27 protein-coding genes and 1 tRNA gene are annotated in these 25,684 nt (G+C 69.6%); 10 read left to right on the top strand and 18 right to left on the bottom strand.

From position 1 onward, the window contains the following. Window positions 1-566: 566 nt before the first annotated feature. On the bottom strand, window positions 567-1,382 hold the full coding sequence (locus tag AWQ71_RS26375; RefSeq protein WP_067137772.1) for an SDR family NAD(P)-dependent oxidoreductase: 816 nt from the start codon (window positions 1,380-1,382) through the stop codon (window positions 567-569). 186 nt (window positions 1,383-1,568) lie between these two features. Between AWQ71_RS26375 and AWQ71_RS26370 the strand changes: the two genes are divergently transcribed. Genes AWQ71_RS26370 through AWQ71_RS26355 form a run of 4 tightly spaced genes read left to right on the top strand, consistent with a single transcriptional unit; the run spans window position 1,569 to window position 5,361 of the window. Further along, entirely contained in the window at window positions 1,569-4,016 is a 2,448-nt protein-coding gene (locus tag AWQ71_RS26370; protein ID WP_067137770.1) for a sensor histidine kinase, read from the top strand. Beyond that, entirely contained in the window at window positions 4,013-4,411 is a 399-nt protein-coding gene (locus AWQ71_RS26365; RefSeq protein ID WP_067137768.1) for a roadblock/LC7 domain-containing protein, read from the top strand. The genes AWQ71_RS26370 and AWQ71_RS26365 overlap by 4 nt, the downstream gene beginning before the upstream one ends. A gap of 22 nt (window positions 4,412-4,433) precedes the next feature. Further along, on the top strand, window positions 4,434-4,802 hold the full coding sequence (locus AWQ71_RS26360) for a DUF742 domain-containing protein (RefSeq protein ID WP_067137766.1): 369 nt from the start codon (window positions 4,434-4,436) through the stop codon (window positions 4,800-4,802). Beyond that, a complete protein-coding gene (locus AWQ71_RS26355; RefSeq protein WP_067137764.1) occupies window positions 4,783-5,361 on the top strand; it encodes a GTP-binding protein in 579 nt (192 codons plus the stop codon). The genes AWQ71_RS26360 and AWQ71_RS26355 overlap by 20 nt, the downstream gene beginning before the upstream one ends. Window positions 5,362-5,415: 54 nt before the next feature. On the opposite strand, the gene AWQ71_RS26350 is transcribed toward AWQ71_RS26355, so the two are convergent. From AWQ71_RS26350 to xylA, 5 genes are all read right to left on the bottom strand, one after another. Then, a complete protein-coding gene (locus AWQ71_RS26350) occupies window positions 5,416-5,793 on the bottom strand; it encodes a DUF742 domain-containing protein (RefSeq protein WP_067137762.1) in 378 nt (125 codons plus the stop codon). Continuing rightward, complete coding sequence (locus AWQ71_RS26345) at window positions 5,790-7,733, bottom strand: sensor histidine kinase (RefSeq protein WP_169806631.1); 1,944 nt, start codon at window positions 7,731-7,733, stop codon at window positions 5,790-5,792. Before AWQ71_RS26345 ends, AWQ71_RS26350 begins: the two co-directional genes overlap by 4 nt. A 78-nt stretch (window positions 7,734-7,811) precedes the next feature. Continuing rightward, window positions 7,812-8,501, bottom strand: a complete 690-nt coding sequence (locus AWQ71_RS26340; RefSeq protein ID WP_067137758.1) for a DUF998 domain-containing protein — start codon at window positions 8,499-8,501, stop codon at window positions 7,812-7,814. Window positions 8,502-8,607: 106 nt separating this feature from the next. Further along, entirely contained in the window at window positions 8,608-10,017 is a 1,410-nt protein-coding gene (gene xylB, locus AWQ71_RS26335) for a xylulokinase (protein WP_067137756.1), read from the bottom strand. Then, a complete protein-coding gene (xylA, locus tag AWQ71_RS26330; RefSeq protein ID WP_067137754.1) occupies window positions 10,014-11,159 on the bottom strand; it encodes a xylose isomerase in 1,146 nt (381 codons plus the stop codon). Before xylA ends, xylB begins: the two co-directional genes overlap by 4 nt. A 260-nt stretch (window positions 11,160-11,419) precedes the next feature. On the opposite strand from xylA, the gene AWQ71_RS26325 reads away from it, so the two are divergent. Beyond that, window positions 11,420-12,739, top strand: coding sequence for an ROK family transcriptional regulator (locus AWQ71_RS26325; protein WP_067137752.1), 1,320 nt, complete (start codon window positions 11,420-11,422; stop codon window positions 12,737-12,739). 112 nt (window positions 12,740-12,851) lie between these two features. Here the strand turns inward: AWQ71_RS26325 and AWQ71_RS26320 are convergent, their stop codons facing one another. After that, entirely contained in the window at window positions 12,852-13,064 is a 213-nt protein-coding gene (locus tag AWQ71_RS26320) for a hypothetical protein (protein ID WP_067137957.1), read from the bottom strand. 117 nt (window positions 13,065-13,181) lie between these two features. On the opposite strand from AWQ71_RS26320, the gene AWQ71_RS26315 reads away from it, so the two are divergent. Both AWQ71_RS26315 and AWQ71_RS26310 read left to right on the top strand, forming a co-directional pair. Beyond that, on the top strand, window positions 13,182-13,691 hold the full coding sequence (locus AWQ71_RS26315) for a VOC family protein (protein ID WP_067137750.1): 510 nt from the start codon (window positions 13,182-13,184) through the stop codon (window positions 13,689-13,691). 343 nt (window positions 13,692-14,034) lie between these two features. Beyond that, a tRNA-Arg gene (locus tag AWQ71_RS26310) sits at window positions 14,035-14,110 on the top strand. Between the two features lie 242 nt (window positions 14,111-14,352). Here AWQ71_RS26310 and AWQ71_RS26305 read toward each other — a convergent pair. From AWQ71_RS26305 to AWQ71_RS26265, 10 genes are all read right to left on the bottom strand, one after another. After that, window positions 14,353-15,591, bottom strand: coding sequence for a pentapeptide repeat-containing protein (locus tag AWQ71_RS26305; protein WP_067137748.1), 1,239 nt, complete (start codon window positions 15,589-15,591; stop codon window positions 14,353-14,355). 139 nt (window positions 15,592-15,730) lie between these two features. Next, a complete protein-coding gene (locus tag AWQ71_RS26300) occupies window positions 15,731-16,969 on the bottom strand; it encodes a site-specific integrase (protein WP_245658470.1) in 1,239 nt (412 codons plus the stop codon). Next, the gene (locus AWQ71_RS26295; protein WP_067137746.1) at window positions 16,966-17,148 is read right to left on the bottom strand and encodes a helix-turn-helix domain-containing protein; all 183 of its coding nucleotides are present in this window, start codon (window positions 17,146-17,148) and stop codon (window positions 16,966-16,968) included. Before AWQ71_RS26295 ends, AWQ71_RS26300 begins: the two co-directional genes overlap by 4 nt. Next, window positions 17,120-18,520, bottom strand: coding sequence for a replication initiator (locus AWQ71_RS26290; protein ID WP_067137744.1), 1,401 nt, complete (start codon window positions 18,518-18,520; stop codon window positions 17,120-17,122). Before AWQ71_RS26290 ends, AWQ71_RS26295 begins: the two co-directional genes overlap by 29 nt. Window positions 18,521-18,620: 100 nt before the next feature. Further along, window positions 18,621-18,755, bottom strand: a complete 135-nt coding sequence (locus AWQ71_RS44470; RefSeq protein WP_281196254.1) for a hypothetical protein — start codon at window positions 18,753-18,755, stop codon at window positions 18,621-18,623. 12 nt (window positions 18,756-18,767) lie between these two features. Beyond that, window positions 18,768-19,505: a DUF2637 domain-containing protein gene (locus tag AWQ71_RS26285; protein ID WP_067137742.1), complete on the bottom strand. Its 738-nt coding sequence runs from the start codon at window positions 19,503-19,505 to the stop codon at window positions 18,768-18,770. Window positions 19,506-19,538: 33 nt separating this feature from the next. Beyond that, a complete protein-coding gene (locus AWQ71_RS26280) occupies window positions 19,539-20,912 on the bottom strand; it encodes an FtsK/SpoIIIE domain-containing protein (RefSeq protein ID WP_067137740.1) in 1,374 nt (457 codons plus the stop codon). Next, entirely contained in the window at window positions 20,912-21,244 is a 333-nt protein-coding gene (locus AWQ71_RS42765) for an SCO3933 family regulatory protein (protein ID WP_067137738.1), read from the bottom strand. Before AWQ71_RS42765 ends, AWQ71_RS26280 begins: the two co-directional genes overlap by 1 nt. Window positions 21,245-21,572: 328 nt before the next feature. Next, window positions 21,573-22,775 carry a helix-turn-helix domain-containing protein gene (locus AWQ71_RS26270; RefSeq protein ID WP_067137736.1) on the bottom strand — a complete coding sequence of 401 codons (1,203 nt, stop codon included), beginning with the start codon at window positions 22,773-22,775 and terminating at the stop codon, window positions 21,573-21,575. Further along, window positions 22,772-23,080 (bottom strand): putative quinol monooxygenase, encoded by a 309-nt coding sequence (locus AWQ71_RS26265; RefSeq protein ID WP_067137734.1) that lies wholly within the window; start codon window positions 23,078-23,080, stop codon window positions 22,772-22,774. The genes AWQ71_RS26270 and AWQ71_RS26265 overlap by 4 nt, the downstream gene beginning before the upstream one ends. A 152-nt stretch (window positions 23,081-23,232) precedes the next feature. On the opposite strand from AWQ71_RS26265, the gene AWQ71_RS26260 reads away from it, so the two are divergent. From AWQ71_RS26260 to AWQ71_RS26255, 3 genes are all read left to right on the top strand, one after another. Beyond that, on the top strand, window positions 23,233-23,637 hold the full coding sequence (locus tag AWQ71_RS26260; RefSeq protein ID WP_067137955.1) for an ATP-binding protein: 405 nt from the start codon (window positions 23,233-23,235) through the stop codon (window positions 23,635-23,637). Beyond that, entirely contained in the window at window positions 23,634-23,864 is a 231-nt protein-coding gene (locus AWQ71_RS41960; protein WP_157570583.1) for a hypothetical protein, read from the top strand. Before AWQ71_RS26260 ends, AWQ71_RS41960 begins: the two co-directional genes overlap by 4 nt. 111 nt (window positions 23,865-23,975) lie before the next feature. Beyond that, complete coding sequence (locus AWQ71_RS26255; protein ID WP_067137733.1) at window positions 23,976-24,272, top strand: hypothetical protein; 297 nt, start codon at window positions 23,976-23,978, stop codon at window positions 24,270-24,272. 755 nt (window positions 24,273-25,027) lie between these two features. On the opposite strand, the gene AWQ71_RS26250 is transcribed toward AWQ71_RS26255, so the two are convergent. Continuing rightward, window positions 25,028-25,684 (bottom strand): tetratricopeptide repeat protein (locus AWQ71_RS26250; RefSeq protein ID WP_157570582.1); only part of this gene is annotated, 657 nt, incomplete at its 5' end.

Raw genomic sequence — 25,684 nt, 5'->3', positions numbered from 1 at the left:
CTTGACTCATCGGTGCACTATTTCCGGCGATTTCACCGGACGTACTCGACTGCGTTTTCAGGAACGCATGCCGAAAAAGCGACTTTCCCATTCGGCCGGGATTCCGTGAATGCGAACCACGACGTCGCCGCTCGCTATTACATCGCCCTCTGTAGGCCACCCGCGCACCGGGGTCCGGCTCCGTACGTGTGCCCGTCGCCGTCGTGTCGCCCGCCGCGCGTCCCCCGCATGTCTGTCGCGTGTCGCCGCGCGACCGGGCCGCGCCCCGGTGAACCGTCCGCGCGCCACCCGACGTGCCGGAAGCACACCGCCGGGAGCGCCCGGCCGGCCGATCGCCGCTTCCCGGGGGCACCGCCCCCGGGACCCATGCGACCGCCCCTCGCGCCGGATTTCGCCGCCGACCGATCCTCCGCACCCGGTCCGGTCGCGGCCTTCGCCGCCGTCATGGCCCCGTCCCGAGGGATGTTCACGACGCGGACCACGGTGCGGCCGTCCCGGAGGGTCCGGCGGCGCGGACGCGGCCGGCCCACGGGAAGGGCCGTCCCCCACCAACCCGGGGCGGGCGGTCAGGACGCGGGGAGGCCGGCGGCGGCGAGGCTGGCGGTCCAGAGGTCGGCGGCCAACGCTGGATCGGACATCTGGCGGGGCGCCTCCACGGGCGCGTTCCCGGCGAAGTACCGGCCCGGGTGATCCACACCGTCCTGATGGGCGGCGAGATGGACGAGCCTGGCGGCCCCCGCCTCGACCGGCTCCCCCACCCCCGGCACATGGAGCACCAACTTCATGAAGAAGGTCCCCGGCGCGAACCCGGTGCGGATGACACCGGGGTGCGCGCAGGTGGCCGCGATCCCCCGCTCGGCGAGCGAGACCGTGAAAAGGGCGTTCGCCTGCTTGGAGTCGCCGTACTGGAGCCATCCGCTCCACCGGCGGCGCTCCCGCGAGAGGTCGGCGGGGTCGAGACGCCCGGTCTTCGCGGCGCGCGAACAGGTGGTGACCACCCGGCCGGAGGACTCCCTGATCCGGTCCAGCAGCAGGTTCGTCAGCAAGAACGGCGACAGGTGGTTCACCTGGATCATCAGCTCGTGCCCGTCCGCCGTGCGCCGCCGCTCCGTCGACATCACTCCGGCGTTGTTGACCAGGACGTCGATGCTCTCGGAGCGCTCCAAAAGCTGACCGGCCAGCCGCCGGACGTCGTCGAACGAGGTGAAGTCCGCGGTCAATGTGGCCGGCCGGTCGCCCGCGACCTCGGCAATCTGATCCGCGACCGCCGCCAGTTTGGACGCGGTCCGGCCCACGAGGACGAGGCGGTGCCCCATGCGCGCGAGCTGCAGCGCGGCCGCCGCACCAATTCCGTCGCTTGCCCCGGTAATGACAGTATTCATCAGGTCCCTCCAATGCGCCGGAACTGTATCGGTGCTAGTCTCCTGTGCGATCTTCCGGAGGTGCATTTCCCCATAAATGCGGCGCGACCTCCACGCACTGCAGGAGTGGCCATGGGTTCGAGAAACCGGTCGATTCGGTTCAAGATCTTCTTATTGCTGCTCCTACCACTGCTCACACTGAGTGCTTTGTGGGGGTTTGTCCTCAATCTCACCGTCGGCGACGGCCTGGCCCTCGTGCGGGCCGGCGCGCTGTACGACTCGATCGGCGTGGCCTCCACCGACCTCGGCCTCCAGGTCCAGGCCGAGCGTGCCCTCGCCGCCGACACGCTGAGCTCCGGGCAGACCACGTCCACCGCACTGAGCATCCAGCAGGAGAAAACCAACGCCTCGGTGGACAAGTTCACCAAGGCCGCCAAGAGCGACGACGCCCGCGCGTCGATGGGCGAGGACGTGGTCGCCCCCGTCGACACGCTGGTCAAGGGCCTCGGCCGGCTCACTTCCATCCGCGAGTCCGTGGCGCTCGGCAAGTACACCCGCCTCGACGCGCTCACCGCGTACAACGAGCTGATGGACGACCTGTTCGACGTCTACTCGCGGCTCGTCTCCCTCCCCGACCTCGGCGTCCACGAGCAGGGCCAGGCGATGCAGGCCATGGGTCTCGCACACGAGATGACCGCGCGAGAGGACGCCCTGATCCGCGGCGCGCTCTCACGGGGCCAGATGAGCCAGCAGGAGCACAACGCCTTCAGCGAGTGGGTGGCGACCCGCCGCTTCCTGTACCAGACGAACCGCCCCGTCCTGCGGGACGGCATGCGCGAGCCGTACGAGAAGGTGCTCACCTCCGAGCTGTTCAGCAAGTTCAGCGGGCTCGAGGACCGGATCGTGGACCAGGTGCGCTCCGGCGGCCCGCTCCCGACCGACGCCCGGCAGTGGAAGAGCACCACGAACGCGCTGTTCAGCGCGCTGGACAAGGCGCGGATCGAGGCGTCCGCCGCGCTGAACGAGCGGTCCACCTCGGTCGCCGGCACCATCATGATCCGCATCGCGGTCGCCGGCGGCGTCGGCCTGATCGCGGTGATCGCGACCATCATCTTCTCGGTCAGGTTCGGCCGCCGCCTGGCGCGTGATCTCGCCGGGCTGCAGCACGCCGCCCTGGAACTCGCCGACGTCCGCCTGCCGAACGTGGTCGAGCGGCTGCGCAAGGGCGAGGACGTCGACGTCGAGGCCGAGGTGCCGCCGATCCAGGCGCACGGCTCCAGCGAGGTCGAGGACCTGGCGCACGCCTTCAGCTCGGTGCAGCGCACCGCGGTCGAGGCGGCGGTCGGCCAGGCCGCACTCCGGCGTGGCGTCAACCAGGTCTTCCTCAACCTGGCCCGGCGCAAGCAGAGCCTGCTGCACCGCCAGCTCACGATGCTGGACTCGATGCAGCGGCGGGCCAGCGACCCGGAGAGCCTGGAGGACCTGTTCCGGCTCGACCACCTCACCACGCGCATGCGCCGGCACGCCGAGGGCCTGATCATCCTCTCCGGCGCGACGCCGGGCCGGGCGTGGCGCAAGCCGGTCGCCGTGGTCGACGTCGTACGCGCCGCGATCGCCGAGGTGGAGGACTACACCCGCATCACCCTGCTGCCGATGCCGAACGCGTCGCTGGTGGGGTCGGCGGTCACCGACCTCATCCACCTGATCGCGGAGCTCCTGGAGAACGCGACGATCTTCTCGCCGCCGCAGACCCGGGTGCAGGTGCGCGGCGAGCTGGTGGCGAACGGCATGGTGATCGAGGTCGAGGACCGGGGTCTCGGTCTGTCGCCCGAGGAGTACGGCGTCATCAACGAGCGGCTGGCCACGCCGCCGGAGTTCGACCTGGCGGACAGCGACCGGCTCGGCCTGTTCGTGGTCAGCCGGCTCGCCACCCGCTACGGGATCAGCGTCGTGCTGCGCGCGTCGCCGTACGGCGGCACGACGGCGATCATCCTCGTCCCGCGCGACCTGGTGGCCAAGGACGGCACGCCCCAGGCCATCACCGGCTCGGCGGCGCCGGACGGCGACGTCATCTCGGGCACGGTGGCGCCGGCTCCGGTCACCGGGGCGATGACGGCGGCCGACATCGTGAGCGGCGGCTCCTCGCCCCTTCCGGCCCCGACGCCGACACTGACGCCGACCCCCGGCGACGCGGAGCGGTCGCCGTTCTTCACGCCGGCGACGCGGCGCGCCGACCCCGTGCCGGCCGCGACGCGCGAGGGCGCCCCGGAGGAGACCCGGGTGCGCAACCTCAGCATCGTCCAGAACGGCTCGGAGCCGGGGCTCCCGACCCGGACCAGGGGCACGAACCTGCCGAGCCGAGCCAAGGACCCGGCGCAGCCCGGTGGGCCCAAGAACTCGAGCCTGCCGAGCCGCCGGTCCGGTGCGGACGGCTCGCACGCCGGCCTCCCCCGGCGTGTACGGCAGGCCAACATCGCCCCTCAGCTCCGCGAGACGTCCCAGCCGCTGTCGGCGCCCGTCCAGCCGGAGCCCGAGGAACGTTCGCCGGAGCAGGCCAGGGCGACGTTCTCGGCCTTCCAGATGGGCGCGCGACGCGGCCGGGAGGACGCGGACGACAATTCCGGAAACACGCATGGCGAGAAGGGTGACGAATGACCAGCAAAGTGACATCGGCCGGCGAACTGAACTGGCTCCTGGACGATCTCATCAGCAGGGTCGCCGCCGTCCGCCAGGCGGTGATCCTTTCGACGGACGGCCTCGTCGTCGGGGCCTCCCAGGGGCTCAGCCGTGAGGACTCCGAGCACCTGTCCGCCGTCGCCGCGGGCTTCCAGAGCCTGGCGCGCGGCGCGGGCCGCCACTTCGGCGGCGGCGAGGTGCGGCAGACCATCGTCGAGATGGAGTCGGCGTACCTGTTCGTGACCGCCGCGGGGCAGGGCACCTGCCTCGCCGTGCTGGCCGCCTCCGACGCGGACGTCGGCCACATCGCGTACGAGATGGCCATGCTCGTCAAGCGGGTCGGCCAGCACATCTCGACCAACCCCCGCCGATAACGAGGGCCCCCGAGGAGGAGGCGTGACCGAACCGCAGTGGCTTGACGAGGATGCCGGTCCCATCGTCCGGCCGTACGCGCTGACAGGAGGCCGCACCCGCTCGTCCGGTGACGACTTCGACCTCATCTCTATCGTCACCGCCGTCGAGGGACGACGGGCGGACGAGGGCCCCCTTGGGCCGGAGCAACGCCGTATTCTCGCGATCGCCAGGGAACCCATGTCCGTCGCGGACATCGCGTCCGAGATCGACCTGCCCCTCGGCGTGGTCCGCGTACTTCTCGGGGATCTGCACGACCATGAGCTGATCAGCGTGCGACCGCCCGCCCAAGTGGCGCCGCTGCCCAGCGAGCGCATTCTCAAGGAAGTGATCAATGGCCTACGCGCCCTCTGAGGAGCCCGTCGCCCTCAAGATCCTGGTCGCCGGCGGCTTCGGCGTGGGGAAGACCACGCTCGTCGGCGCGATCAGCGAGATCCGTCCCCTCCGCACCGAGGAGGTCCTCTCGGACCGCGGGGTCGGCGTCGACGACGTCGACGGGGTGGAGGGCAAGACCACCACCACCGTGGCGATGGACTTCGGCCGGATCACGATCCGCGAGGGTCTCGTCGTCTACCTGTTCGGCACGCCCGGACAGGAGCGCTTCTGGTTCATGTGGGACGAGCTGTCCTACGGTGCGCTCGGGGCGGTCGTCCTCGCCGACACCCGGCGGCTCACCGACTGCTTCCCGTCGATCGACTACTTCGAGCAGCGGGGCACGCCGTTCATCGTCGCGGTCAACTGCTTCGACGACGCCGACAAGCACGAGCCCGACGACGTCCGGGTGGCGCTCGACCTCGACCCCGACGTCCCCGTCCTCCTCTGTGACGTACGACGGCGCGCCTCGGCCAAGGTCGTCCTCGTGACGCTCGTCGAACACGCGCTGAAGACGCTGACGGCGGCCCAGCGCAAGTAGTCCGCGCGAGAGACTCCCCGGCGGCACCCGGCCGGGGAGCCGGTCCTGCGCCCGCTACAGCGCGCGCAGGCCGTTGATCACCTCAAGCAGGATGCTCTCCATGGGCGACGACTCCGGCGCCGGCGGCCGGACCAGCACCAGCCCGTGGTCGAGCAGGTCGCCGATCAGCACCCGGACCACGCTCAGCGGCAGCCCCGCCTCCGACGCCACGTCGGCGAGCGGCCGGGCCCGGCGCACCAGGTTCAGCATCCGCAGATGCTGGTGCCCCAGATCCGCGTGGAACGGCACGGTCGCCCCGGTCGCACCGACCACGGCGACCAGGTCGAGCGCGGCCGCCGACGTCGGCTCCACCCGCCCTTTGGTGAGGGCGTAGGCGCGGACGACCGGGCCGTCCTCGACCAGCTCCTCGTCCCAGCGCTCGCGATCGGTCACGTACCCGCTCCTTCCGGGATGCCGAGCCGTACGGGCTCCTGACCCTGGTCGTCACCCGAACCGGCCAGCAGGGTCGCCGGCAGCAGCACGATCGCGGTGGTCCCGCCGAACGGCGAGGGACGCAGCTCCACGCGCACGCCGTGCCGGGAGGCGAGCCAGGAGACCACCACGAGGCCGAGCCGGTCGGTGTCGGCCAGGTCCAGCTCGGGCGGGCTGGCCAGCCGGTAGTTGATCGTCTGAAGTTCCTCGGCGGAGAGCCCGAGCCCGCGGTCCTCCACCTCGACGGCGTATCCCCTGGCCACCGACTCCCCGCGCAGGGACACCTCGGTGTGCGGCGGCGAGAAGGACACCGCGTTCTCGATCAGCTCGGCGAACAGGTGGATGATGTCGGCCACCGCGCCGCCGGAGATCCTGGCCTCGGGCATGGGATAGATCCGGACCCGCGTGTAGTCCTCCACCTCGGCGACCGCGCCCTGCAGCATGTCCGCCACGGGCACCGGCCTGCGCCATGTACGGCCGGGCGAGCCGCCGGCGAGGACGATCAGGCCCTCCGCCTGGCGGCGCATCCGGGTGGTCAGGTGGTCGAGCCGGAAGAGGTCCTCCATCGTGCCGGCGTCCGAGGTGCGGCGCTGCATCGCGTCCAGCAGGCGGAGCTGGCGCTGCAGCAGCCCCTGGCTGCGGCGGGCGAGGTTGCGCAGGGCCTGGCCGACGCTCTCCCGCGTACGCGCCAGGTCCACCGCGGCGTCCACGGCGGTGTGCCGCACGGCGCTGAACGCGGCGGCCACGTCGCGCACCTCGGCGGTGCTGCCGGTCGGCTCCAGCGGAGGCGCCTCGGCCTCGACGTCGCCCACCTTCTCGCCGCGCCGCAGGCGCCGTACCAGCAGCGGCAGCCGGACGTCGGACAGCTCGGTCGCGGCCTCCTTCAGGCCGACGAGCTCGCGGGTGAGCCCGCGTCCCATCCGCAGCGAGATGATCAGCGAGGCGGCGACCGCGCCGAAGCCCAGCAGGCCGGCCACCCCGGCCCGCACGAAGGCGCCCATCGCCTCGGGCTCGGTGCGCGCGATGTGCACCGCTCCAGCCTTGCTCAGCGCGTTCGTGTACGCGTTGTCCACCCGGTCGACGACGGACCGCCACAGGACTGGTGAGACCTGCCCCGTGACCTCGCCCTGGAGGATGCGGTCCTCCAGGTTCGTCAGCTGCCGGTACGCCTCCGACTTCGCGAGCACCTCGATGGGGGCGCGCAGCTCGTCGTCCAGCTCGTTCAGGCCCTGGGCGAAGAGCACCCGGCGGGTCGTGACGTACTCGGAGAATCGCAGCTTCTCCGCGTCGGTGAACTTCCTGGCCTGCCCGAGAACGCCGGCCACGAGCGCCCGCTCCTTGGCCAGCACGTGCTGGGCGCCCGAGATCGAGGTGAGGCTGCGCCCCTGCTGGCCGCTCGTCGCGACCGAGCCCATGGCGGCGATCACGGAGAAGCGCTGCGCGGCGTCGGGGAAGGGCTGGTAGTTCTCGCCCAGGTTGACCAGGTCGAGCTGGTCGGCGTCGAACTCCATCCGCACGGTGTCCAGCCGGGCCGCCGCGGATTTCATGTCCTGGTAGGGCTTCCTCGCCTCGTCCAGGATCAGCGTGTCCGCGTTGCTCTCCGCGACGAGTTCACGCATCCGGGCGCGCGCCCGGTCCACCACGGCGCGCTGGGCGGCCAGGTCGGCTCTGTCGGACTCGGACCGCGTAGCGAGATATTGGGCCGAGACGAGCCATTCGCGTTCGATCTCGGTGGACAGCACGTTGGCGGGCTCGCCGAGGCTGTCGTAAACCGTCTTGGTGTTGAGCAGCCGGAACGCGTCGCCCACGGTCAACGAGGCGGAGAAGATCCACAGCGCAACGAGCGAGACCAGGGGGATCACCAGTAATAAGGTGATCTTGAATCCGATGGACCTGCTCACCGACATGCGCCCTCTTCTCGATCTTTAAAAGATCGACCGAAAGGCTAGCAGTGAAGCGATCCAATTTCTATATACCGCCTATATACCGCGAAGCCGGTGAAGCACCTGGTCAGCCCGGCGGGCGACATTTCCGGCGACGGCCGGCTGGTGGAGAAACGCGTCCCTCCACGCCAGCCGGGCGAGCTGTATGGCGAGCACGCCGAGAACGGCCACCTCAACCGCCAGGAACAGCCGCTCCGCCAGCCCGATCATCAGGCCGTGACCGGGCAGCGCGAGATAGGTCATCGCGGCGAGGCCGACGCCCGACGCGAGCGTCAGCCACTCGACCGGCCGGGCGACCGCCCGCCAGCGTTCGTCCGCCGCGAACCTCCCGACGAGCTGCGCCATCGCGGCCGGCAGGCTGACGAGCCCGGCCACCGAGACGTACCGGTGGACCTGCGCCGCCCAGCTCGCCCCCTCCGAGAGGGCCGACGCCGGCATGATCGCGGCGGCCACCAGCGCGAGGCTCCACACGAGCATGAGCCGCTCCGGCCAGCCCGACACCGGCGCCCGTACGGCCCGCATCCCGGCGAGCAGCGCGAGCGAGCCGCCGCCCAGGACGACCATGGCCACCTCGGTCGCGCCGCTCCGGTCGAGCACCGCGTAGTCGGTCAGCGTGAGGTTGAGTGGATCGAGGTACGGATCCGGGTCGATCTGCCCCACGACCGCCGCGGCGACGGCGGTCGCGATGCCGGCACAGGCAAGCAGCGGATAGATCCTCTTGACCATATTTTGAGAATCTCGCGAAAGAGCCGCCCCGACCATCCGGAGAACTCCCTACCCGCCCCTGATGCCCTCCCCCGAGACATGGTCAGGGTCGCCTCAGGGATCGGGGTCAGACCTGGGCCGTGGCCGAGGCGGTCGCCGCGGCTTCGGCGTAGCGTTCGCGCAGGCCGGGCGTGGGCGGCCCCTCGTAGCGGACCGGTTCGCCCGCCGCCCACTCCGGAGGCTCCGGCCCGCCCGCGAGCAGCCAGGCCGCCTGCCGCGCCGCCCCGTCGGCCACGTACTCCCCCGGTTCGGGCACCAGCACCGGATGGCCGAAGACCGTGGGCGCGATCCGCCGTACGGCCTCGGAGCGGGCTCCGCCGCCGATCAGCAGCACCCGCCGGGGCTCCAGGCCGAGCGCGTCGAGCGCGTCGGCCAGCCCGCACAGCATGCCCTCCACCGCCGCCCGCGCCAGGTGCGCCGGAGTCGCGGTGGCGAGCGTCAGGCCGCGCAGCGAGCCGGTCGCCTCCGGCAGGTTGGGCGTGCGCTCCCCCTCCAGGTAGGGCACCAGCACCAGACCGCCCGCCCCCGGGGGGCCCTGCAACGCGAGCTCGTCGAGCTCCTCGCGGGTGACCCGCAGCAGGCGGGCGGCGGCGTCGAGCACGCGCGCCGCGTTCAACGTGCAGACCAGCGGCAGGAACCGGCCGGTGGCGTCGGCGAAGCCCGCGACCGCGCCGCTCGGGTCGCTCGACGGGGTGTCCGCGACCGCGAAAGCCGTGCCGGACGTGCCGATCGACACCACGACGTCGCCCGGCCGCGCCCCCACGCCGAGGGCCGCCGCCATGTTGTCCCCCGTGCCGGGCGCGAGCCGTGCCGTACTGTCGCCGAGGGCCGGGGCGAGGGTTCCGGCCTGCTCGGCGGGCGCGAGGACGCGGGGCAGCTCCGGCGTCGCGCCGAGGGCCCGCTCCAGGAGGTCGGTACGGTACGCGCCGGTGGCGGGCGACCAGTAGCCGGTCCCTGACGCGTCGCCGCGATCGGTCGTGATCTCGCCGGACGCGCCCGCGAGCCGCCAGGTGAGCCAGTCGTGCGGCAGGCACACCCGGGCGGTGCGCCGCGCGTTGTCCGGCTCGTGTTCGGCCAGCCAGCGGAGCTTGGCCACCGTGAACGCCGCCACGGGCACGCTGCCGACGGCCTCGGCCCACCGCGCCGGGCCGCCCAGCTCATCGACCAGGTCCCGGGCGGCCCCCGCCGAGCGGGTGTCGTTCCACAGCAGCGCGGGCCGTACGACATCTCCCGACTCGTCCAGGCAGACCATGCCGTGCTGCTGGCCCGCCACGCTCATCGCGGCGACGCCGTCCAGGCCGCCGGCCCGCTCGATCGCCTCCTGGAGCGCGGCCCACCAGCGCTCGGGGTGGACCTCGGTGCCCTCGGGGTGCGCCGCGCGGCCCTGGCGGACCAGGGCGCCCGACCGGGCGTCCCTGATCACGACCTTGCAGCTCTGCGTCGAGGAGTCGACGCCGGCGACAAGCGCTCCACTCACCCGCGCACCCCGAGAAGGTGCTCCAGGGCGAGCTGGTTGAGCCGGGTGAAGTGGAACCCACGCTCGGCCGCCTTGTCCGGGTCGAACTCGTCCCCGGCCAGGTCCTCGTACGTCTCACCGGGCTCCAGGGTCGGCCGCGCCAACTCGGTCACCCGGGAGTTCGCCAGCGCCTCCTGGACCTCCGGGTCGGCCCGGAACGCAGCGGCCTTCGCCTTGAGGATGAGGTAGGTCCGCATGTTGGCCGCCGCCGAGTCCCACACGTCCGCCGCGTCCTCGGTGCGCAGCGGCTTGTAGTCGAAGTGCCGTGGGCCGTCGTAACCGCCGTGCTCCAGCAGATCGACGAGGAAGAACGCGTTCTTCACGTCGCCGTGTCCGAAGATCAGGTCCTGGTCGTACTTCGGCCCGTGCTGGCCGTTCAGGTCGAGGTGGAACAACTTGCCGTGCCACAGCGCCTGGGCGATGCCGTGCGCGAAGTTCATCCCGGCCATCTGCTCGTGGCCCACCTCGGGGTTGAGGCCGACCCGCTCCGAGTGCTCCAGTTCGTTGATGAAGGCGAGAGCGTGTCCGATCGTCGGCAGCAGGATGTCCCCGCGCGGCTCGTTGGGCTTGGGCTCGATCGCGAACCTGATGTCGTAGCCCTTGTCGATCACATACTGGCAGAGCAGGTCCAGGGCTTCCTTGTAGCGGTCGAGCGCGGCCCGGACGTCCTTCGCGGCCTCGGACTCCGCTCCCTCACGGCCGCCCCAGCAGACGTACGTCGTCGCGCCCAGCTCGGCGGCGAGGTCGATGTTGCGGATGACCTTCCGGAGGGCGTACCTGCGGACGTCGCGGTCGTTGCTGGTGAAGGCGCCGTCCTTGAACACGGGGTGGGTGAACAGGTTGGTCGTGGCCATCGGCACCTTGAGCCCGGTCTCGTCCAGCGCCCGCCGGAAGTTCGCGATCGCCCGCTCCCGGTCCGGCTCGACGGCGAGCAGGTCGTCGTCGTGGAAGGTCACACCGAACGCACCGAGCTCGGCCAGCCGGTGAACGCTCTCGACCGGGTCGAGCGGGGCCCTGGTCGCGTCGCCGAACGGGTCGCGGGCCTGCCAGCCGACGGTCCACAGGCCGAAGGTGAAACGGTCTTCGGGGGTGGGTGTGTACACGTGACTCCTCCGAATTAGTCTTGGTTATGGACTAAATATCCGGACGGCGAGGCGGCAGGTCAAGAGCCGCCGCCCCTAACGGTGAGCCCACGCGGCGGACCGGCCGCGTACGTGAGGGGCGCGCGGGCCGGGGCTGCGACGACGCGCCCAGCCTGGGCGAGTCACGATGGTCATGCGGCGGGCGGCGAGGCCGCGACGGCCGGCCCGCACGCGCGGACGGGCCAAGATTGGTTCGCCCGCCCAGCAGAACGAGAGGTGCGATGACTCAGGCGGTCCGGCATGACGCGATGCGCGCGCGCAACCTGGCACTCGTCCTCGGCGAGGTCAGCGCGCGCGGCTCGGTGACGCGCGCCGCGCTGGCCGAGATCACCGGACTCGCCAAGACCACGGTGTCGAAACTGATCGCCGACCTGATCGAGGCCGGACTCGTGGTCGAAACCGGCATCGTGCGAGCGGGCGAGCGCGGCCGCCCCGGCATGGAGGTACAGGTCAGCGGCCTGAGCGTCGCCGCGATCGGCTTGGAGATCAACGTCGACTACCTCGCCGCGCACGTCGTGGACCTCTCCCGGTCGGTACGGCTCCGCCGTGCACGGCCTGTGGACAACCGCCTGGCATCGCCTGGGGATGTCATCGCGAACCTGCAGCATCTGGCGCTTTCGGCTGTGGACGAAGCTGTGGACATCGGGCTCAGAGTTGTGGGTGGAGTGCTCGCCGTCCCCGGGACGGTGGACCTGACGACCGGCACCGTCCGCCGGGCGCCCAACCTGGGATGGCGCGATGTGCCGCTGCTCTCGCTGCTGCGGATGCCGTTCCCGATCCGGGTGGACAACGAGGCCAACCTCGCGGCGTTGGGCGAACTCTGGTTCGGCGCCGGACACCGGGACTTCCTTCACGTGTCCGGCGAGATCGGCGTCGGCGCGGGCCTCGTCGTGCGGGGCGAGCTCTTCCGGGGATTCCGCGGTTTCGCCGGAGAGCTCGGGCACGTGGTCGTCTCACCCGGCGGCCCGCCCTGCCACTGCGGAGGGCAGGGATGCCTCGAAAGGTACGCCGGCCAGGACGCCCTCCTGTCCGCCGCCGGTCTCGCCCCCTCGGCGCCGTCCTCCGGCCCGGGGCAGGACGCCACCCGGCTCCCGGCCTCCCCGCCGCCCCCTTCCGGGCCCGAGCAGGGACCCGGCCGGCGCCCGGACCCCGGCTGCCCGGCACCGGCCGTTGCGGACACCCCAAGCACGCCGGGCCACCCCGGGACGGGGATCGCCGAGCTCCTCCGACGGCTCGAAGCGAGCGACAGTGACGCGCTGGCCGCCTGCGAGCGTGCGGGATGGGCGCTCGGCATCGCCCTCACCTCGGCCGTCAATCTCGTCGATCCGGAACGGATCGTGCTCGGCGGGATCTACGCGCCGCTCTTCCCGTGGATCGGCGGCGCGGTGACGGAGACGCTGACCGCCCGCCTCGGCGAGATGCGCGAGGTCGTGCCATCCGTCGAGGTGTCCCGGCTGGGCACCGAGGCGGCGCCTTTGGGCGCGGCCGGGCAGGTGATCCATCAGATCATCGCCGACCCCGCCGGCCTCCTGAACGCCTGACGAAGGAGTTCGCCACGGCGGCACCCCACCGCATGGTGAGGTGCTCCGCAGGGAAGACGGCGCACCGTCGCCCGAGGACGGGAGCGCGACACACCCCTCCCGTCCGCGGAGCTCACAACCCCGAGGGGTCGCGCCCGACGGCGATCTCCTCGGCGATGCGGCGGACCTCCGGCTCGTCCAACCCGGGGACGGGGGGAAGGGCCCTTCGGAGGATGGGAAGCACCTCATGGAACGGCCGCCCGCCATGGTGCACGGCCACTTCGTGAACGACCCGGAACAGGGTCAGGTTGGCCTCGCGCTCCTGGGTGACCCGGTCAGCGATCATCAAACGCCCCCTCCGTCGGCACCAGTCCGCAGGCCACCGTACGGCCTCCCACCGACAGTTTCCGAGAACGCCGCGTCGCGTAGAATGATTGAGAGTTCAATTAATTAAGGAGGGGCCATGCCGATCCAGCGGCTCAACCACGCGGTGCTGTTCGTCAGGGACGTTTCGGCGAGCGTCGCGTTCTACCAGGAGGCACTCGGCTTCCGGGTCGTCATGAGCGGCCCCGGGGCGGCGTTCCTCCAGGCCTCAGGTTCGACGAACGATCACGACCTCGGACTCTTCGAGCTCGGCCCGCAGGCGGGACCGTCCCCGGCGGGCCGGTCGGCCGTCGGGCTCTACCACCTCGCATGGGAGGTCGACACCCTCGCCGAGCTGCAGCGCATCGCGGTCAAGCTGAGCGATCTGGACTCCCTGGTCGGCGCGTCCGACCACTCCACCACCAAGGCCCTGTACGCCAAGGATCCCGACGGGCTGGAGTTCGAGGTCTCCTGGCTGGTCCCGCTCGACCTGATCGACGACGAGACCCTCGCGGGCCGGGCGCGCACCAAGCCGCTGGACCTCGCCAAGGAGCTGGAGCGGTACGGCGCGCAGACCCGAGGCGGCGTCGGGGTCTCCATCCCAACCTGACCGCCTCCTGCACTCCGCCCGCCCATCCGGGAGCCGCAGAGCCGGCCCGCGTTCCACGCGTACGCCGCCCTTCGCGGCGCTGCGGCGGCGCAGGAAGACCCTTCGGCCGCACCATCGCCCAGCCCTCCCTGGCGCCGCCTCTCGCAGCTCGTGTCCGGATCTGCTTTCCCACCGTCCGTCGCCCTCGTCGCCCCACCTCACAGGCCAGCGACCAGGGATAGCACCCCTCCCGTGCGGCACCACGACGAGATAAGGCGGTGGTCGGCGACTACCTCGGGGCGGCACGCCGCAAATCCGGTTCGGAGCACGGCGCAGAACCCGCTATGCTTACTCAAGTCAGCGAGCGGCCGTAGCTCAATGGATAGAGCATCTGACTACGGATCAGAAGGTTGGGGGTTCGAGTCCTCCCGGCCGCGCCAGACAGAGAAGGCCCGCCACCAGGGAAAACCTGGGAACGGGCCTTCTTGCTTTCTAGATCATCCAGGCCGTTTGCTAACACCCTTGCTAACAGGGTGACTCCCAGCGCTCCACTCCGTCCCGATTGCCTCGGTGAAGATCTCAACAGCCGCGGCTCCGCTGCTCAGGTCCTCGCGAGCCGAGGGGTAGACGCATGTGCTCTTCTCTTGTCCTGGCTCACGGCACTACAGGTGTCGAAGACGGCCTACGGCATCGGCTCCGGGCTCCCCGCTCCGTCCCCTGTCTTGGTCTGCTCGGTGTCCTCTTCGGCCGATTGAGCGACGGCATGTGAGACGGGCTGGGGTGGCAGATCTAGCCCAGGAGCCTGGGCGGGAAGATCGATAGGGGGATGGGACCAGTCGGCTACCCGGGTGAAGTCGACCTGGCTGCCGGAGAACACCGCGCGGTCGAACGAGACTTGACCGCCGGAGAACTCCGCGGCGCCGAACGCGACCTGGCCGCCGGAGAACGCTGCCCTGCGGAACCAGACCGTGCCGCCGGAGAACACCGCGAAGTCGAACGAGACCCGGCCGCCGGAGAACACCGCGCCGCTGAACCAGACCGTGCCGCCAGAGAACACCGCGCCGCGGAACCAAACGTTGCCACCGGAGAACACCGCGCCGCTGAACCAGACCGTGCCGCCAGAGAACACCGCGCCGCCGAACCAAACGTTGCCACCGGAGAACATCGCCTCGTCGAACGAGACCTCACCGTCGGAGAACACCGCGTTGCGGAACATGACCGTGCCGCCGGAGAACACCGCGCCGGTGAAGTCGGCGCCGGTGTCGAAGACGACCCCGGTGAAGTCCAGGTCGGCTCCGCTCCAGGAGATGGGGGCGCTCTCGCGTAGGTGGGTGGCGATGAGACGGATGATCGTGGCGCGCACCTCGCTCATCGCGCGCCAGGACCCATGTGCGCCCGGGTCGTCCTCGGTGTCGGGTTCGGGTTCGGGCGGCATGCGCAGGTAGGCGCACAGCACGTCGATGCACATCTGGCGGCCGCCGTCCCAGTCGTCTGCGAGGGCGGCCAGGGCGTGGACGCCGGCCAGGCGGATCGCGGGGGCGCCGGAACCGAGTTTGTCGGTGGCCTTGTCGAAGCGTTCGGCGTACAGCTTGGTGTCTTCGCGCCGGGCGGCCTCCCGGGCGCGCTGATTCTGCTCCCGGGCGCGGTGGTTGTCCTCCTCAGCGAGGCGCTGCTTGCGGTAGGCGACGACCAGGGCGACGGCACCGCCGATGCCTCCTACCACGGCGAGGGAAATCTTGATGATCTCAAGCAGGCTGCCGGTGTCGAGGGTGAGCTTGGACGGCAGGCCGAGCCAGGCCAGGGCGCCTGCCAGCAGTCCACCAGCGAGAAGCGTGGCGACGGCCAGGGTGAGGGTCAAGGCGGCGCCGATGTGCAGCAGCTTGACCGGCCTCGGCTCGGGGCGGTCGTCCTGATGTGACATGCGACGAAGCCAGGGCAAACGTGCCAGGCGGGGGAGACGCGGCATGTCTGCCACGATGCCGGGCCGGTGTGGTAGCCGGGGAGAAGATCGGGAAGCCGTTGGCGGATCGTGTCCCAGCGCGGGCGGGGACGAGCCGGAGCTACTGACCCATTGCCCTGGCGAAGATATCGGCGGCGGAGGCTTCCGCGGCGCGGATCACATGGGCGTAGACCCGGAGCGTGATCGACGGGTCGACGTGGCCGAGGCGGGCCGCGACAACGTGCACGGGAACGCCTGCCAGAAGGAGCGTGGTCGCGTGCATGTGTCGGAGGTCGTGAAGCCGCGCGCGAGGGAGCGGCTCAACCGGCTCGGGGCCATCCTTGGGAGCGTTGTGGCTCTTGATCAGGATCGGCATGAGCGATGACACCGTGTCGGGGTGGATCGGGTCACCCCATCCCGTCGTGAACACGTGATCATCGGCACCACGCCATTCATTACCGGCAAGAAGCTTGTCCGCAGCCTGTTTCTTCCGGTGTTCCTTAAGGACCGCCACAGTTCCCGGATCGATCGACACCACGCGCGTGCGGCCCGTCTTCGTCGTCCCCTCGATCCGCTCCCCATCGATGAAGGCAGCCGAGCCGGTGATGGTGATCTCACAGGTGTCCAGATCGACCGAGGACCACCGGAGGTTGAGCAGTTCGCCACGGCGAGCGCCGGTGTAGGCCGCCAGGTGGAAGAAGGCGAACAGCCTGTGTCGACGGGCTATCGCAAGGAAGGCCCGAAGTTGTTCGGGGTTCCACACAGTGCCGGGTTCGGTAGGCGTACGGCGGGGCCGCTTGGCCCGTTCGACCGGGTTCGACGGGAGCACCTGGTCAATCTCGACCGCATCCCGGAATGCCTTCCGAAGAACGGCGTGAACATAGTCGATCGTCCGGGCCGAGAGCTTGCGCCCGTTCTTCCCGCCTCCCGCCATGAGGTCGCGGTACAGCTTGGTGATCGTGGCTGGACGAACCGCTTGGAGCTTCTGACCGCCGATGTGCGGTTTGACGTACCGGTTGATGATGTCCCGGTAGTCCTTGAGCGTCTTGGGCTTGATCTCGACCGCGTGAGCCTCGATCCATTCATCGAGGTACTCCCCCACGGTGATCGCCTTCCGGTCGACGTACTCACCCCGCCGAGCTTTGACGCGCGCCTCATCACGCGCCGCCTTGGCGTCATCCTCCGTGGCGAAGCCGCCGACCCACTTGGGTTTACTCTCGCCCGTCTCCGGGTCCTTGACGCGGATCACGTAGTACCACGTCGTGCCACGTTTCATTACGCCGTCTCGGAGCTTGGATGACTTCGGCCCCTGTTTGCTGCCGTTCTCTGGATCGGGGGTAGCCGCAACGGTCTTGCTCACGCTGCCTCCTTGGCTGCGAGTCGGGCGATGTAGTCGGTGAGCGCGGCGACAGGAACACGGCGAGCACCATCGATACGGACTGAGACGACCGCGCCGGAGGCGATGAGCTGGTAGAGCTTGGCCCGCGAGATTGCCAGCGCTTCGGCGGCCTCAGTGACCGTGAGCAGGAGCCGGTTCATGATTCACCTCCGTCGAGATATGGGCGGACAGCGGAGTTCCGGTGAGGGCGGCGGCGAGGAGGGTGTCTCCCGCGGAGAGGCCCTGTCCGGCGTACTCCCAGTGCGCGAGGACGAGGACGGTGTCTTCCTCGAAGAGCGGGAGCCGTCCCGTGGTGATCTCCTCGCCGCGCATGTGGTCGGCCCGAGCGGCACGCAGCGCGCCCAGGGTGGTCGAGTAACGGCGGGACTTGGTGGAGAAGTGACCGCGGAAGCCGAGCATGTGCGCCCACTGGATCAGCCGCAGATCGGCCAACTCTTCCAAGGCACCCAGGCGTAGACACTCGGCGATGAGCCGCCGGGCGTGCTCGCGTACGGGCAGCGCGGCCAGGTCGTCGAGAAGCTGGATGCGCCGGTCCAGAGTGCCGACGCATTCGGCGGCCTTGGTGGCGTACTTGGCGATGTACGCCGCTACGGCCTGTTCGGTGAGTTCGCCGCTCATGGTGATCTCGCGCACGTCGAGCTGCGCGCCCCAAAGCAGGACCCGGGACGGTTCCTCGGCCACGGCGGGGGTGGTGACGGTGACGGCGGAGGCGGCGTGCTGTACGGCGTCGGCCAGGGCGTCGGCGGTCGCCCAGGCGGGAGGGGGCGAGTTGGGTCCGTCGGGGCCGTCGAGGCGGATCACGGCGTGGAAGTGGACGACGCCACGGCGTTGGTATTCGGCGACTTTGGCGAAGGAGATGACGAGCTGTTCCCGTAGCTCTTTCAAGGTGAGGCCGGAGGTTCGGGCGAAGCGCCGGCGAAGGGCTTCGGTGAACCGTCGCCACAGCTCGGGGGCGGTGGCGTTGAAGAGCACCGATCCGGCGTAGTCGTAGCAGTCCGGGCACAGCGGCTCACCAAGGCAAGGGTCGTCGGTCCCGTGCCGGGCGGTGCAGGACATGACCACGCCGTGCGGGCACGTCTGGGCGTTGCGGCGGGCGTGGCACGGGAGGACCTTGCCGTTCTTCTCCGCCCTGGTGTGGACGACACCGAAGGAAGGGGCGGTGAGGGTGACGAACAGGCACGGGTGAGCGGTCACCGTCTCCGGGACGCCTTTCCCGCCCACCAGGCCAGCGCGGACGAGTTGGTAGGTGTCGGCCCGGTAGGTCTCGGCGCAGGACGGGCAGCGGGAGGCGCGGCGGGTCTTGCACGCGACGCGGAGGACGCCGTTCGGTTCGAGGTGGGTGCTGTAGCGGTGGAGGAGTTCGCCGGTGGCGCGGTCGATGTGTTCGACCTTGCCGCGCAGGTGGACGGGCTGTCGGCAGCCGCCGGTACGGCGGATCTGCGAGGCCCAGCGGGCGTATTGCGGGTCGTGGAGCCGGGCGATGAGTCCGGCCATGGCATGGGTGGTTGGCATGATGGGGTGCGTCCCTTCCGGGCTTTGCGGTTCGGTTCGGGATGGCCCCCGACGTGACGGACTTCTTGGCGGTTGTGCGGTCACGCCGGGGGCGCTGCGGCTATGCGCCGTGGCTGTCGATTCCGGAGCCGTCGCAGTCAACGCAGGTGTTGTTGAGGCTGTCGACGCCGATTCCGTTGCAGGTACAGCAGCGGTACCGGATCACGGTCAGGTTCTGGTCCGGTCCGGTGGTCATGGCGAGTCCCTTTCAGAAGGCGTCGGATGCGGTGCGCAGGGTGCGGACCAGGTCTGAGGCGAGTTGGTTGGACACGCCCAGGCGGGCGCGGAGTAGGTCACTGGTGATCGGCTTGCCGTGCTTGGAGTGGTGTTCGTCGGCCACCCGCCGGGCGTAGTCGACGAGCGCCGGGGACGGCCCAGGGCCGTCGTCCTGTTCGTCCTCGTCGGTAGGGACGAGAGCCGGGACGGAGGACGGCCCGCCATCGACCGAGGACGATGCAGGGCCGTCGAGGACGGCGAGGGCAACAGACGCGGACGGCGAGGTGCTGACCGGCGAGGACGCCGGGACGACGGCCGGGGACGGCTCTGGATGAGGGCCGGAGGCCCGCCGCTCCAGCATCGAGACCGCCACCAGGAACGCCCCGGCAGGAGTCGCCGCGGTCAGCCATCCCCACGCGGTGGGTTCGGCCTGGTGGAGGTTGGCGGCAAGGGACAGGACGACACCGGCAACGAGGACGAGCGTCGGCCACGACACCCAGCCCCGCCGGGCGCGTCCGGTTTTCTTGTCCCGCTGACGTTCCCGAGCGGCCATCACGCAGGTGAGGTCGACGCAGACCGCCACCGCCCAGGCCATCCAGCCGCTCTGTCCGCTCGCGGCGGCAGTGTCGCGGATGTGGGTGAAACTGCCGGCCCCTGCGATCGCGGCCAGGACGACGACCGGCCCGGAGTCGACCACCCGACCCCCGAGGCGGGACAGCATCGCACCCATCTGGCGTTCTCCTTTCATGCCACAGGCCGGTTGTCAGGCGGCGAGTTCGGGACTGCCATTGGCGGGAAGCTCGTGGCCCAGGCCAGAGGCGGCGACCTGCGACCACGACGGCGTCACGATGGCGAAGGTCTCGGCGGCCTGCTCCGCCGCCGAGGTGGAGACGTAGCCAGATCGGGCGCGGTACCAGCGGCCATCGCTCCCGGTGACCACGGCGACGCCAGGCAGCTCCGGCGGGATCGACCGAGCGGCAACCAGCGCGTCAGGGTCGAGATCCCCGAGCGTCATCACCGCGGTTTCCGGATCATTCACGCGGTGGCAGACCCGGCCGCCGATCTGCGCCCGCAGCGCGGTCACTCCCGGGCCGAGGTCGGAGCCGATCCGCTGGCCCGACAGCACGAGATGGATGCCGAACGCCCGCCCGAGCTGAGCGATCCGCAACAGTGCGGTAGCCGTCTGGGTGACCTGCTCCTTTTCGGCCCTGTCGGCGGTCAGGAACAGCTCGGCCACCTCGTCCACCAGGAGCACGACCGGGATCGGCCGCGCGCCATCGGGGAGCTGCCAGATGTCACGCACCCCGTACCGGCGGCAAGCCAGCATCCGCGCGCCCATGACCGCGATCAGGTCGGCCAGCAGCTCCAGGCACTCACCGCGCGTCGTCGCCAAGGCGGTCAACCGTTGCGCGTACGGGGACAGCTCCACCCCGCCTTTGAGGTCGAACCCGACCAGGGCGACCGGTTGCGGCGCCAGGCCGACGATGAGCGCGTTGATCAGGTTGGACTTGCCGGACTGCGTCGCTCCCGCGTTCATCCAGTGCGGGATCAGCCGCAGGTCCATCCGCCAGGCTGCGCCCGTCTCCAGCACCCCCACCACCGGCCGTAGGAGATCCTCGGCCCGCCAGCCGTCCGCCGGTTCAGCGGGAGGCAGGGCGGGGGCGACGTGCGCTAAAGGGTCGCGGTTGATCCCCTGCACGGTGACCCGGCCGGGCCGGGAGCCGACGACGCGGACCGCTTCGATCCGCCAGGCGTGCGCCAGCCGGTCGCAGATCTTGGCGTAGTCGTCGGGGATCTGCCCGTCCAGCAGGTGGAAGGTGATGCGGAAGCCGTGCCGGACCGGGCGGGGCAGGCCCATCCACGGCTTGGTGTCGACCGCGACCCGCTGGAAGCGCCGCTTGACCCGGATGATGCCGGTCGAGGCGACCAGGCCGGGGACGGTGGTGAACCACCAGCGGTGCCGCTTTTTGGTGAGCCCGCAGCCGGAGGCGACGTGCCGCCAGGACCAGCGCAGCCAGACCGCTTTGCGTGGGAAGACCAGCAGGTACCAGTACGAGACCGGCGCCCACCGCCGCCAGGCCAGCAGGACGACCAGGGCAGCGGCGGCGAGCAGGATCGGCCGGGGGATGTCGGGCATCAGTTCACCCCCGCACCGGCCGTGACCGGGGTGAAGGACTGGGCGCGGTAGGAGATGCCCCACCGGCCCGCCTGCTCCCAGACGTAGCCGACCAGGCCGACCGGGATCACCTCGTCCCCTGCCGAGACCTGCGGTTCCGGGGTGATGCTGACCTTGACGAGTTCCATCCGGCCGAACTCGTCTTCAACCATGAGGGTGACCTCGTACATGACGTTGCCGTCGCGGTCCCGCTTGACCTCTCCGGTCTCCTTGCTCACCAGCCGCGGCCGGGCCGCCTTGGCGACGGAGACGGAAAGCCGGGTGACGTCGACGGGGATCGGGATGTTGCGCATGCTGAATACACCTCTCGTCTGCCTGCTGTGCAGGCGCCAGTGACGAGGGAGAACACACGCCATCGGAACCGAACGCGATAGCATCGAAGTGCCAACTAGGGTGCTATCGCATCCGGCCTGGGCGGGCCTCCCGCTCAGGCCACTTTCATTTGTGGCCTGTGTTGCCGCCTTCCAGGAGCGGTCCTCCTGCATCCACCCCTGAAACGCGAAGAGCGTCTGTGCTGAGCTGTCGCCTCCTACTGCTGAGGAGAGCTTCAGCGTCAACACAGACGCTACATCGCACTTGTAGTCTCGCCTAGTACTTTTAGTATTAGGACACGTACTTTTTCTACGCCCCTACGCGGTCGGCGAGTTCCCGCAGCTCAGGCGAGGGCGGATCTTGCATGGTCAACAAATCGGACACAAGTTGGTGGGTAATTCGGTGGTTCCTTATCTGCTCTGGAGTGATCGCCTCGGCTTCCAGAAGCGCGGATACGGCCTCCGCGACCTGTCGGCGCTGGGCATGCGCGCGGGCAAGGTCGACCTGGAGGCGAGCACGCCGCTCGGGTGAGAGTGTCGAGATATCCACGGCCGCTCCGACCCGGAGAGCATGACCGGCGTCCCCCAACTCGACCGCCACAGCCACTTCGTGGAGCACGACGTTGGCCGGGCCGAACTCGGTGTTGAAGTCGTTGCGTCCGCCTCCGAGTCGTTCAGCGATCTCGCGGGCGCGCGCGAGATGCTGGTACGCGGCATCTGCCGCATTCAGCCGGGACGCGGCTACGGCCCGTTGCAAGGTCAAACCGCCCCACAACGACATGGCCTCGGGCTTGCCCTGATCGACAAGGAACCACAGAGCCTCGGAAGCCGTCCGAGCGGTTTCCTCTACCTGGTCGAAGTGCCGTGCCCCTAGGAAGACGAAGCCAAGCCGGAAGGCGCCGGCCGCCATCATCAACGGGTCACCTGCACGCTCCGCCGCGACGATCGCTCGGTCGGCGGCGATCCATGCGGCCTCAGGCTCGCCCAGCTTTGCGAGCGCGGCTGAGCATGCCTGGTAGGTCGTAGCAAGCAGCTCAAACAGCTCTGCCTTCCGCTCATCGGGCGCCGAACGGACGGCAGTTTCCAGAGCGGGCACCAAGCCCCGAAGCAGGTCGGCCAGCTCGACGTAGCGGCTTTCGTGAGCCAGCTCCCAGGCCCGGTCAACCCGCGGCTTAATCTCCGCAGTGGGCGGTACAGGCGCCGAATGCAGCATGGCGCGCAATGAGTGAGCACCCGAGAGTACGAGACGCAGACCAGCCGTACCCGGAACCTCTTCGGTTGTGGCGGCGACCACCGGCGCTTCGGCAGCGAGCTCCGACAGCGGCACATCCAGGGCCTCGGCGACCTTCTCCAAGACCGACATGCGGTCGACTTTCCGGACTCCGCGTTCTACCTGGGAGACCCACGCCACCGACCGATCGATCAGCCGGGCCAACTCCGGCTGGGACAGACCGCGCCGCTTTCGTTCCTGCGCGATGCGTCGCCCCAGCGCTCTTTGATACTCGGTGCTCACCCTGTTGTTCCCTTGCTGGCTTGCAGGTTCAGCCAGTCGACCTCGACTGACGCTAGGAGTTCGTCACGAGCTGCCAGGAATCGCCTGGTGTGCTGCTGCTCCTCGTGCGCATCGAAGGCCGACCGGTCTCGGTAAAGCTCGTAGAAGATCCGTTGGAGCGGCTGGCCGTCGACTCGATGAGCCGCGTAGACCAGCGTCCCCGGTTCGCTGTCCCGGATCTTCTCGATCGTCGTCTCTACGAGCCGATCGAACGCCGCAGCGCTCTCCTCGTCCTTACAGGTGAATCGGACCACCAGACCGAACATGAGCAGCCTCCTCCATCGCAGCTCCTACGAGATCAGTACTTATTGTGCGGCGCAAGTACACGAATGACTTGTACTTGAAGTACTATACACGTACTTTAAGTATCACTTGCAAGAGTCATCCTTCTGACCTGCGTGATCGCGAGGTGAACTTCATGATTCCGCGCCAAAGCAGCCGCGAGAGCGCTACCAGGTGGCACCGAACCTTCTCAGGACACAGAAACCAGGTGCGCGAGGCCCGCTGCTTCGTCAGGGCACACCTTCCGAACCATCCCGACGCCGAACTCATCGTCAGCGAACTCGCTACGAACGCCGTCGAGCACACACGAACGGGAGACGCAGGCGGAACATTCACCGCCACCATCAAGCAACAGCCCGACGGCACTATCTACATGGAGATCGAAGACCAGGGCGGACCCACCGTGTTCGGCGAACCCACTCCCAACCGCGAAGGCGGCCGAGGACTCGACCTGGTCTCCGCCCTGACCCTGGCCTGGGGAGTCAAAGGCGACGCCACCGGCCGAACCGTGTGGGTTGAGTTACCCCGGTCGGACGCATGAGCACCGCGCACACGGGTTGGTCTCTACACACTCTCCGCGAGCGCTACCCCACCTGGGCGTTCCTTTATGACCCGTTCGCGCTCCGATGGTTCGCCCTCCGCGGCCGCAGCATCACGGTCGTCGCTGACACCGCCGAAGAGCTGGCCACCCGCATCAAGCACTTCCGGGCCCGACCCGCATGCAGATCCCAACGGCCGCGAGGACAGGGCCCCGACTACGCCCGCTGATGGTGACCTTCCCTCTCATTGGCGGGCACGCGCCCCCGCAGACCTCTTCCCAACTCGTTTGTCTGCGGGGGCGCAGGCACCTCTAACACCTGAAAGCAAGGAGCCGACGACGTGTCCCCCAGCGACCTGCCTGGCCCCTATCACGGCATCCACCCCGCGCCCCCGCAGGCCGGATGGGAGAAGGTGGCGTGGCAGGAGTGCTTCTCCCGCGCCACTCGCATCCGCGTACACGAGCACACCTGTGAATGCAAGAAGATCGTCTACGAACTCTGCCAGGCCGGGGGACTGATCTTCGTACGCCGTCTATATCGCGCCAGTGACGGCACCGCGGTACTCGAAACCGAATGGCTACGCCCTGCCCTCGCCCGGCAACTATGGATGCGCATCCTGTTGGGGCAGATGCGATAACCCGAAGCCTCGGCCCTATTCATGGTGCACCGCGAAGCGCCGGCACCTTGTGGTTGAGCGGACGCGCAGATGCCCGTACGCGAAGGGACCGGCGATGCAGGCTCACGCCCTCCCCGGCGGCCGAACCACCATCGCCGTAGACAGGCACGGACAGGAAACCGCCTACAGGCACGGGCACCCAGCGATCAGCCACCATCCGCGCAGGCCAAACGCCGACATCGGGCCAGGGCTGTCAGGTACACGAGTGACGGATGAGAACTTTCTCTACGTCTTTAAAGCGGCCCGCCTACGGCGGCCCGCACGCGCGCCGGTCGGCCAGCCGGCCGGGCATGCGGCTCTTCGGCCGGTCCCGGCCGTCGCCGCCCGCGCGCTCCAGAAACGCCGAAACGAGACGCCGCAGACGAGCGAAACGCTCCGGAACGAGAACGACGGCCAGGGCGAGGCGGCGAAGCCTTCACGGAACCTAGGAGGAACCGCAAGGGGCTCCGCCCCCTGCACCCCCGGCCCTCCTCGGAGATGAGCCGGAAAGAGTGCGGGTGGATGGGCGGTCATCCCCTCATCGGTCACCACGAAGGGATGCCAGACCAGCCGCCCAAGGTCAAGCCGTCGAGTGCGGGCAGGCCAACCAGCAGGCCCGGAAGGTCACCGGGACACATGTACACGCGAACGACGTCTTGACCCCAGGCGTCCGGCCCGGCATGACTGGCGTCTGCCCGACGAGGAGATGACCACAACCTCCGGAATGATCTAGATGATCACTCCGTCATCCAATCTGGAGGTTCGGTCGAGGTGGCATGTCTCCATGCTTTCGCGGTCTGTGACGGCTTCTGCTGATACGCCCTTCGAAGGGCTGAGGCGCCAGCGTTGACGAGATCAGGAAGCTCCCTTTCTAGGGCGATGCCGAGTCCTCGCAGGATCGACCAGATCGCTTCGTCTGTGATTGCAGTTTCGGTCAGCATCACTCCCTTGACGAGACTGCTTCTGGCCAGGTCAGGTAGGTAGATGTCTGGGTTGGCCTCGGCCAGCCGCTCATACGCCTCGGCGGCGCGTTGGACTGCGGCCAGGCCCTCCTCCCGACGCCCCACCCCAGCCAACTGGACCGACAGGTTGTTCAACGACATCGCGAGGGCAGGCAGGTAGGCGTCCGGGTTCGTCTCGGCCAGCCGCTCACGTATCTCGGCGGCGCGTTGGCTCACGACCAGGCCCTCCTCCCGACGCCCCACCTCACCCAACCGGACCGACAGGTTGTTCAACGAAGAGGCGAGGTCGGGTAGGTAGGCGTCCGGATTCACCTCGGCCAGCCGCTCATACACCTCGACCGCACGTTGGATCGTGGCCAGGCCCTCCTCCCGACGCCCCACCTCACTCAACCGATTCGCCAGGTTGTTCAACGACATCGCGAGGGCGGGCAG

It is taken from the genome of Microtetraspora malaysiensis (assembly GCF_001528665.1).
Lineage (GTDB): Bacteria > Actinomycetota > Actinomycetes > Streptosporangiales > Streptosporangiaceae > Microtetraspora_A > Microtetraspora_A malaysiensis.
Note: the sequence above shows the minus strand (reverse complement) of the source record. Positions and strands in the feature narration are given on the sequence as shown.

What these genes read in the sequence shown, in the direction of transcription:
- AWQ71_RS26375 (WP_067137772.1), bottom strand. Translation starts at nt 1,382, where the DNA reads ATGAATACTGTCATTACCGGGGCAAGCGACGGAATTGGTGCGGCGGCC.
- AWQ71_RS26365 (WP_067137768.1), top strand. Translation starts at nt 4,013, where the DNA reads ATGACCAGCAAAGTGACATCGGCCGGCGAACTGAACTGGCTCCTGGAC.
- AWQ71_RS26355 (WP_067137764.1), top strand. Translation starts at nt 4,783, where the DNA reads ATGGCCTACGCGCCCTCTGAGGAGCCCGTCGCCCTCAAGATCCTGGTC.
- AWQ71_RS26340 (WP_067137758.1), bottom strand. Translation starts at nt 8,501, where the DNA reads ATGGTCAAGAGGATCTATCCGCTGCTTGCCTGTGCCGGCATCGCGACC.
- AWQ71_RS26325 (WP_067137752.1), top strand. Translation starts at nt 11,420, where the DNA reads ATGACTCAGGCGGTCCGGCATGACGCGATGCGCGCGCGCAACCTGGCA.
- AWQ71_RS26320 (WP_067137957.1), bottom strand. Translation starts at nt 13,064, where the DNA reads ATGATCGCTGACCGGGTCACCCAGGAGCGCGAGGCCAACCTGACCCTG.
- AWQ71_RS26315 (WP_067137750.1), top strand. Translation starts at nt 13,182, where the DNA reads ATGCCGATCCAGCGGCTCAACCACGCGGTGCTGTTCGTCAGGGACGTT.
- AWQ71_RS26305 (WP_067137748.1), bottom strand. Translation starts at nt 15,591, where the DNA reads ATGTCACATCAGGACGACCGCCCCGAGCCGAGGCCGGTCAAGCTGCTG.
- AWQ71_RS26295 (WP_067137746.1), bottom strand. Translation starts at nt 17,148, where the DNA reads ATGAACCGGCTCCTGCTCACGGTCACTGAGGCCGCCGAAGCGCTGGCA.
- AWQ71_RS26290 (WP_067137744.1), bottom strand. Translation starts at nt 18,520, where the DNA reads ATGCCAACCACCCATGCCATGGCCGGACTCATCGCCCGGCTCCACGAC.
- AWQ71_RS44470 (WP_281196254.1), bottom strand. Translation starts at nt 18,755, where the DNA reads ATGACCACCGGACCGGACCAGAACCTGACCGTGATCCGGTACCGCTGC.
- AWQ71_RS26285 (WP_067137742.1), bottom strand. Translation starts at nt 19,505, where the DNA reads ATGGGTGCGATGCTGTCCCGCCTCGGGGGTCGGGTGGTCGACTCCGGG.
- AWQ71_RS26280 (WP_067137740.1), bottom strand. Translation starts at nt 20,912, where the DNA reads ATGCCCGACATCCCCCGGCCGATCCTGCTCGCCGCCGCTGCCCTGGTC.
- AWQ71_RS42765 (WP_067137738.1), bottom strand. Translation starts at nt 21,244, where the DNA reads ATGCGCAACATCCCGATCCCCGTCGACGTCACCCGGCTTTCCGTCTCC.
- AWQ71_RS26265 (WP_067137734.1), bottom strand. Translation starts at nt 23,080, where the DNA reads ATGTTCGGTCTGGTGGTCCGATTCACCTGTAAGGACGAGGAGAGCGCT.
- AWQ71_RS26260 (WP_067137955.1), top strand. Translation starts at nt 23,233, where the DNA reads ATGATTCCGCGCCAAAGCAGCCGCGAGAGCGCTACCAGGTGGCACCGA.
- AWQ71_RS41960 (WP_157570583.1), top strand. Translation starts at nt 23,634, where the DNA reads ATGAGCACCGCGCACACGGGTTGGTCTCTACACACTCTCCGCGAGCGC.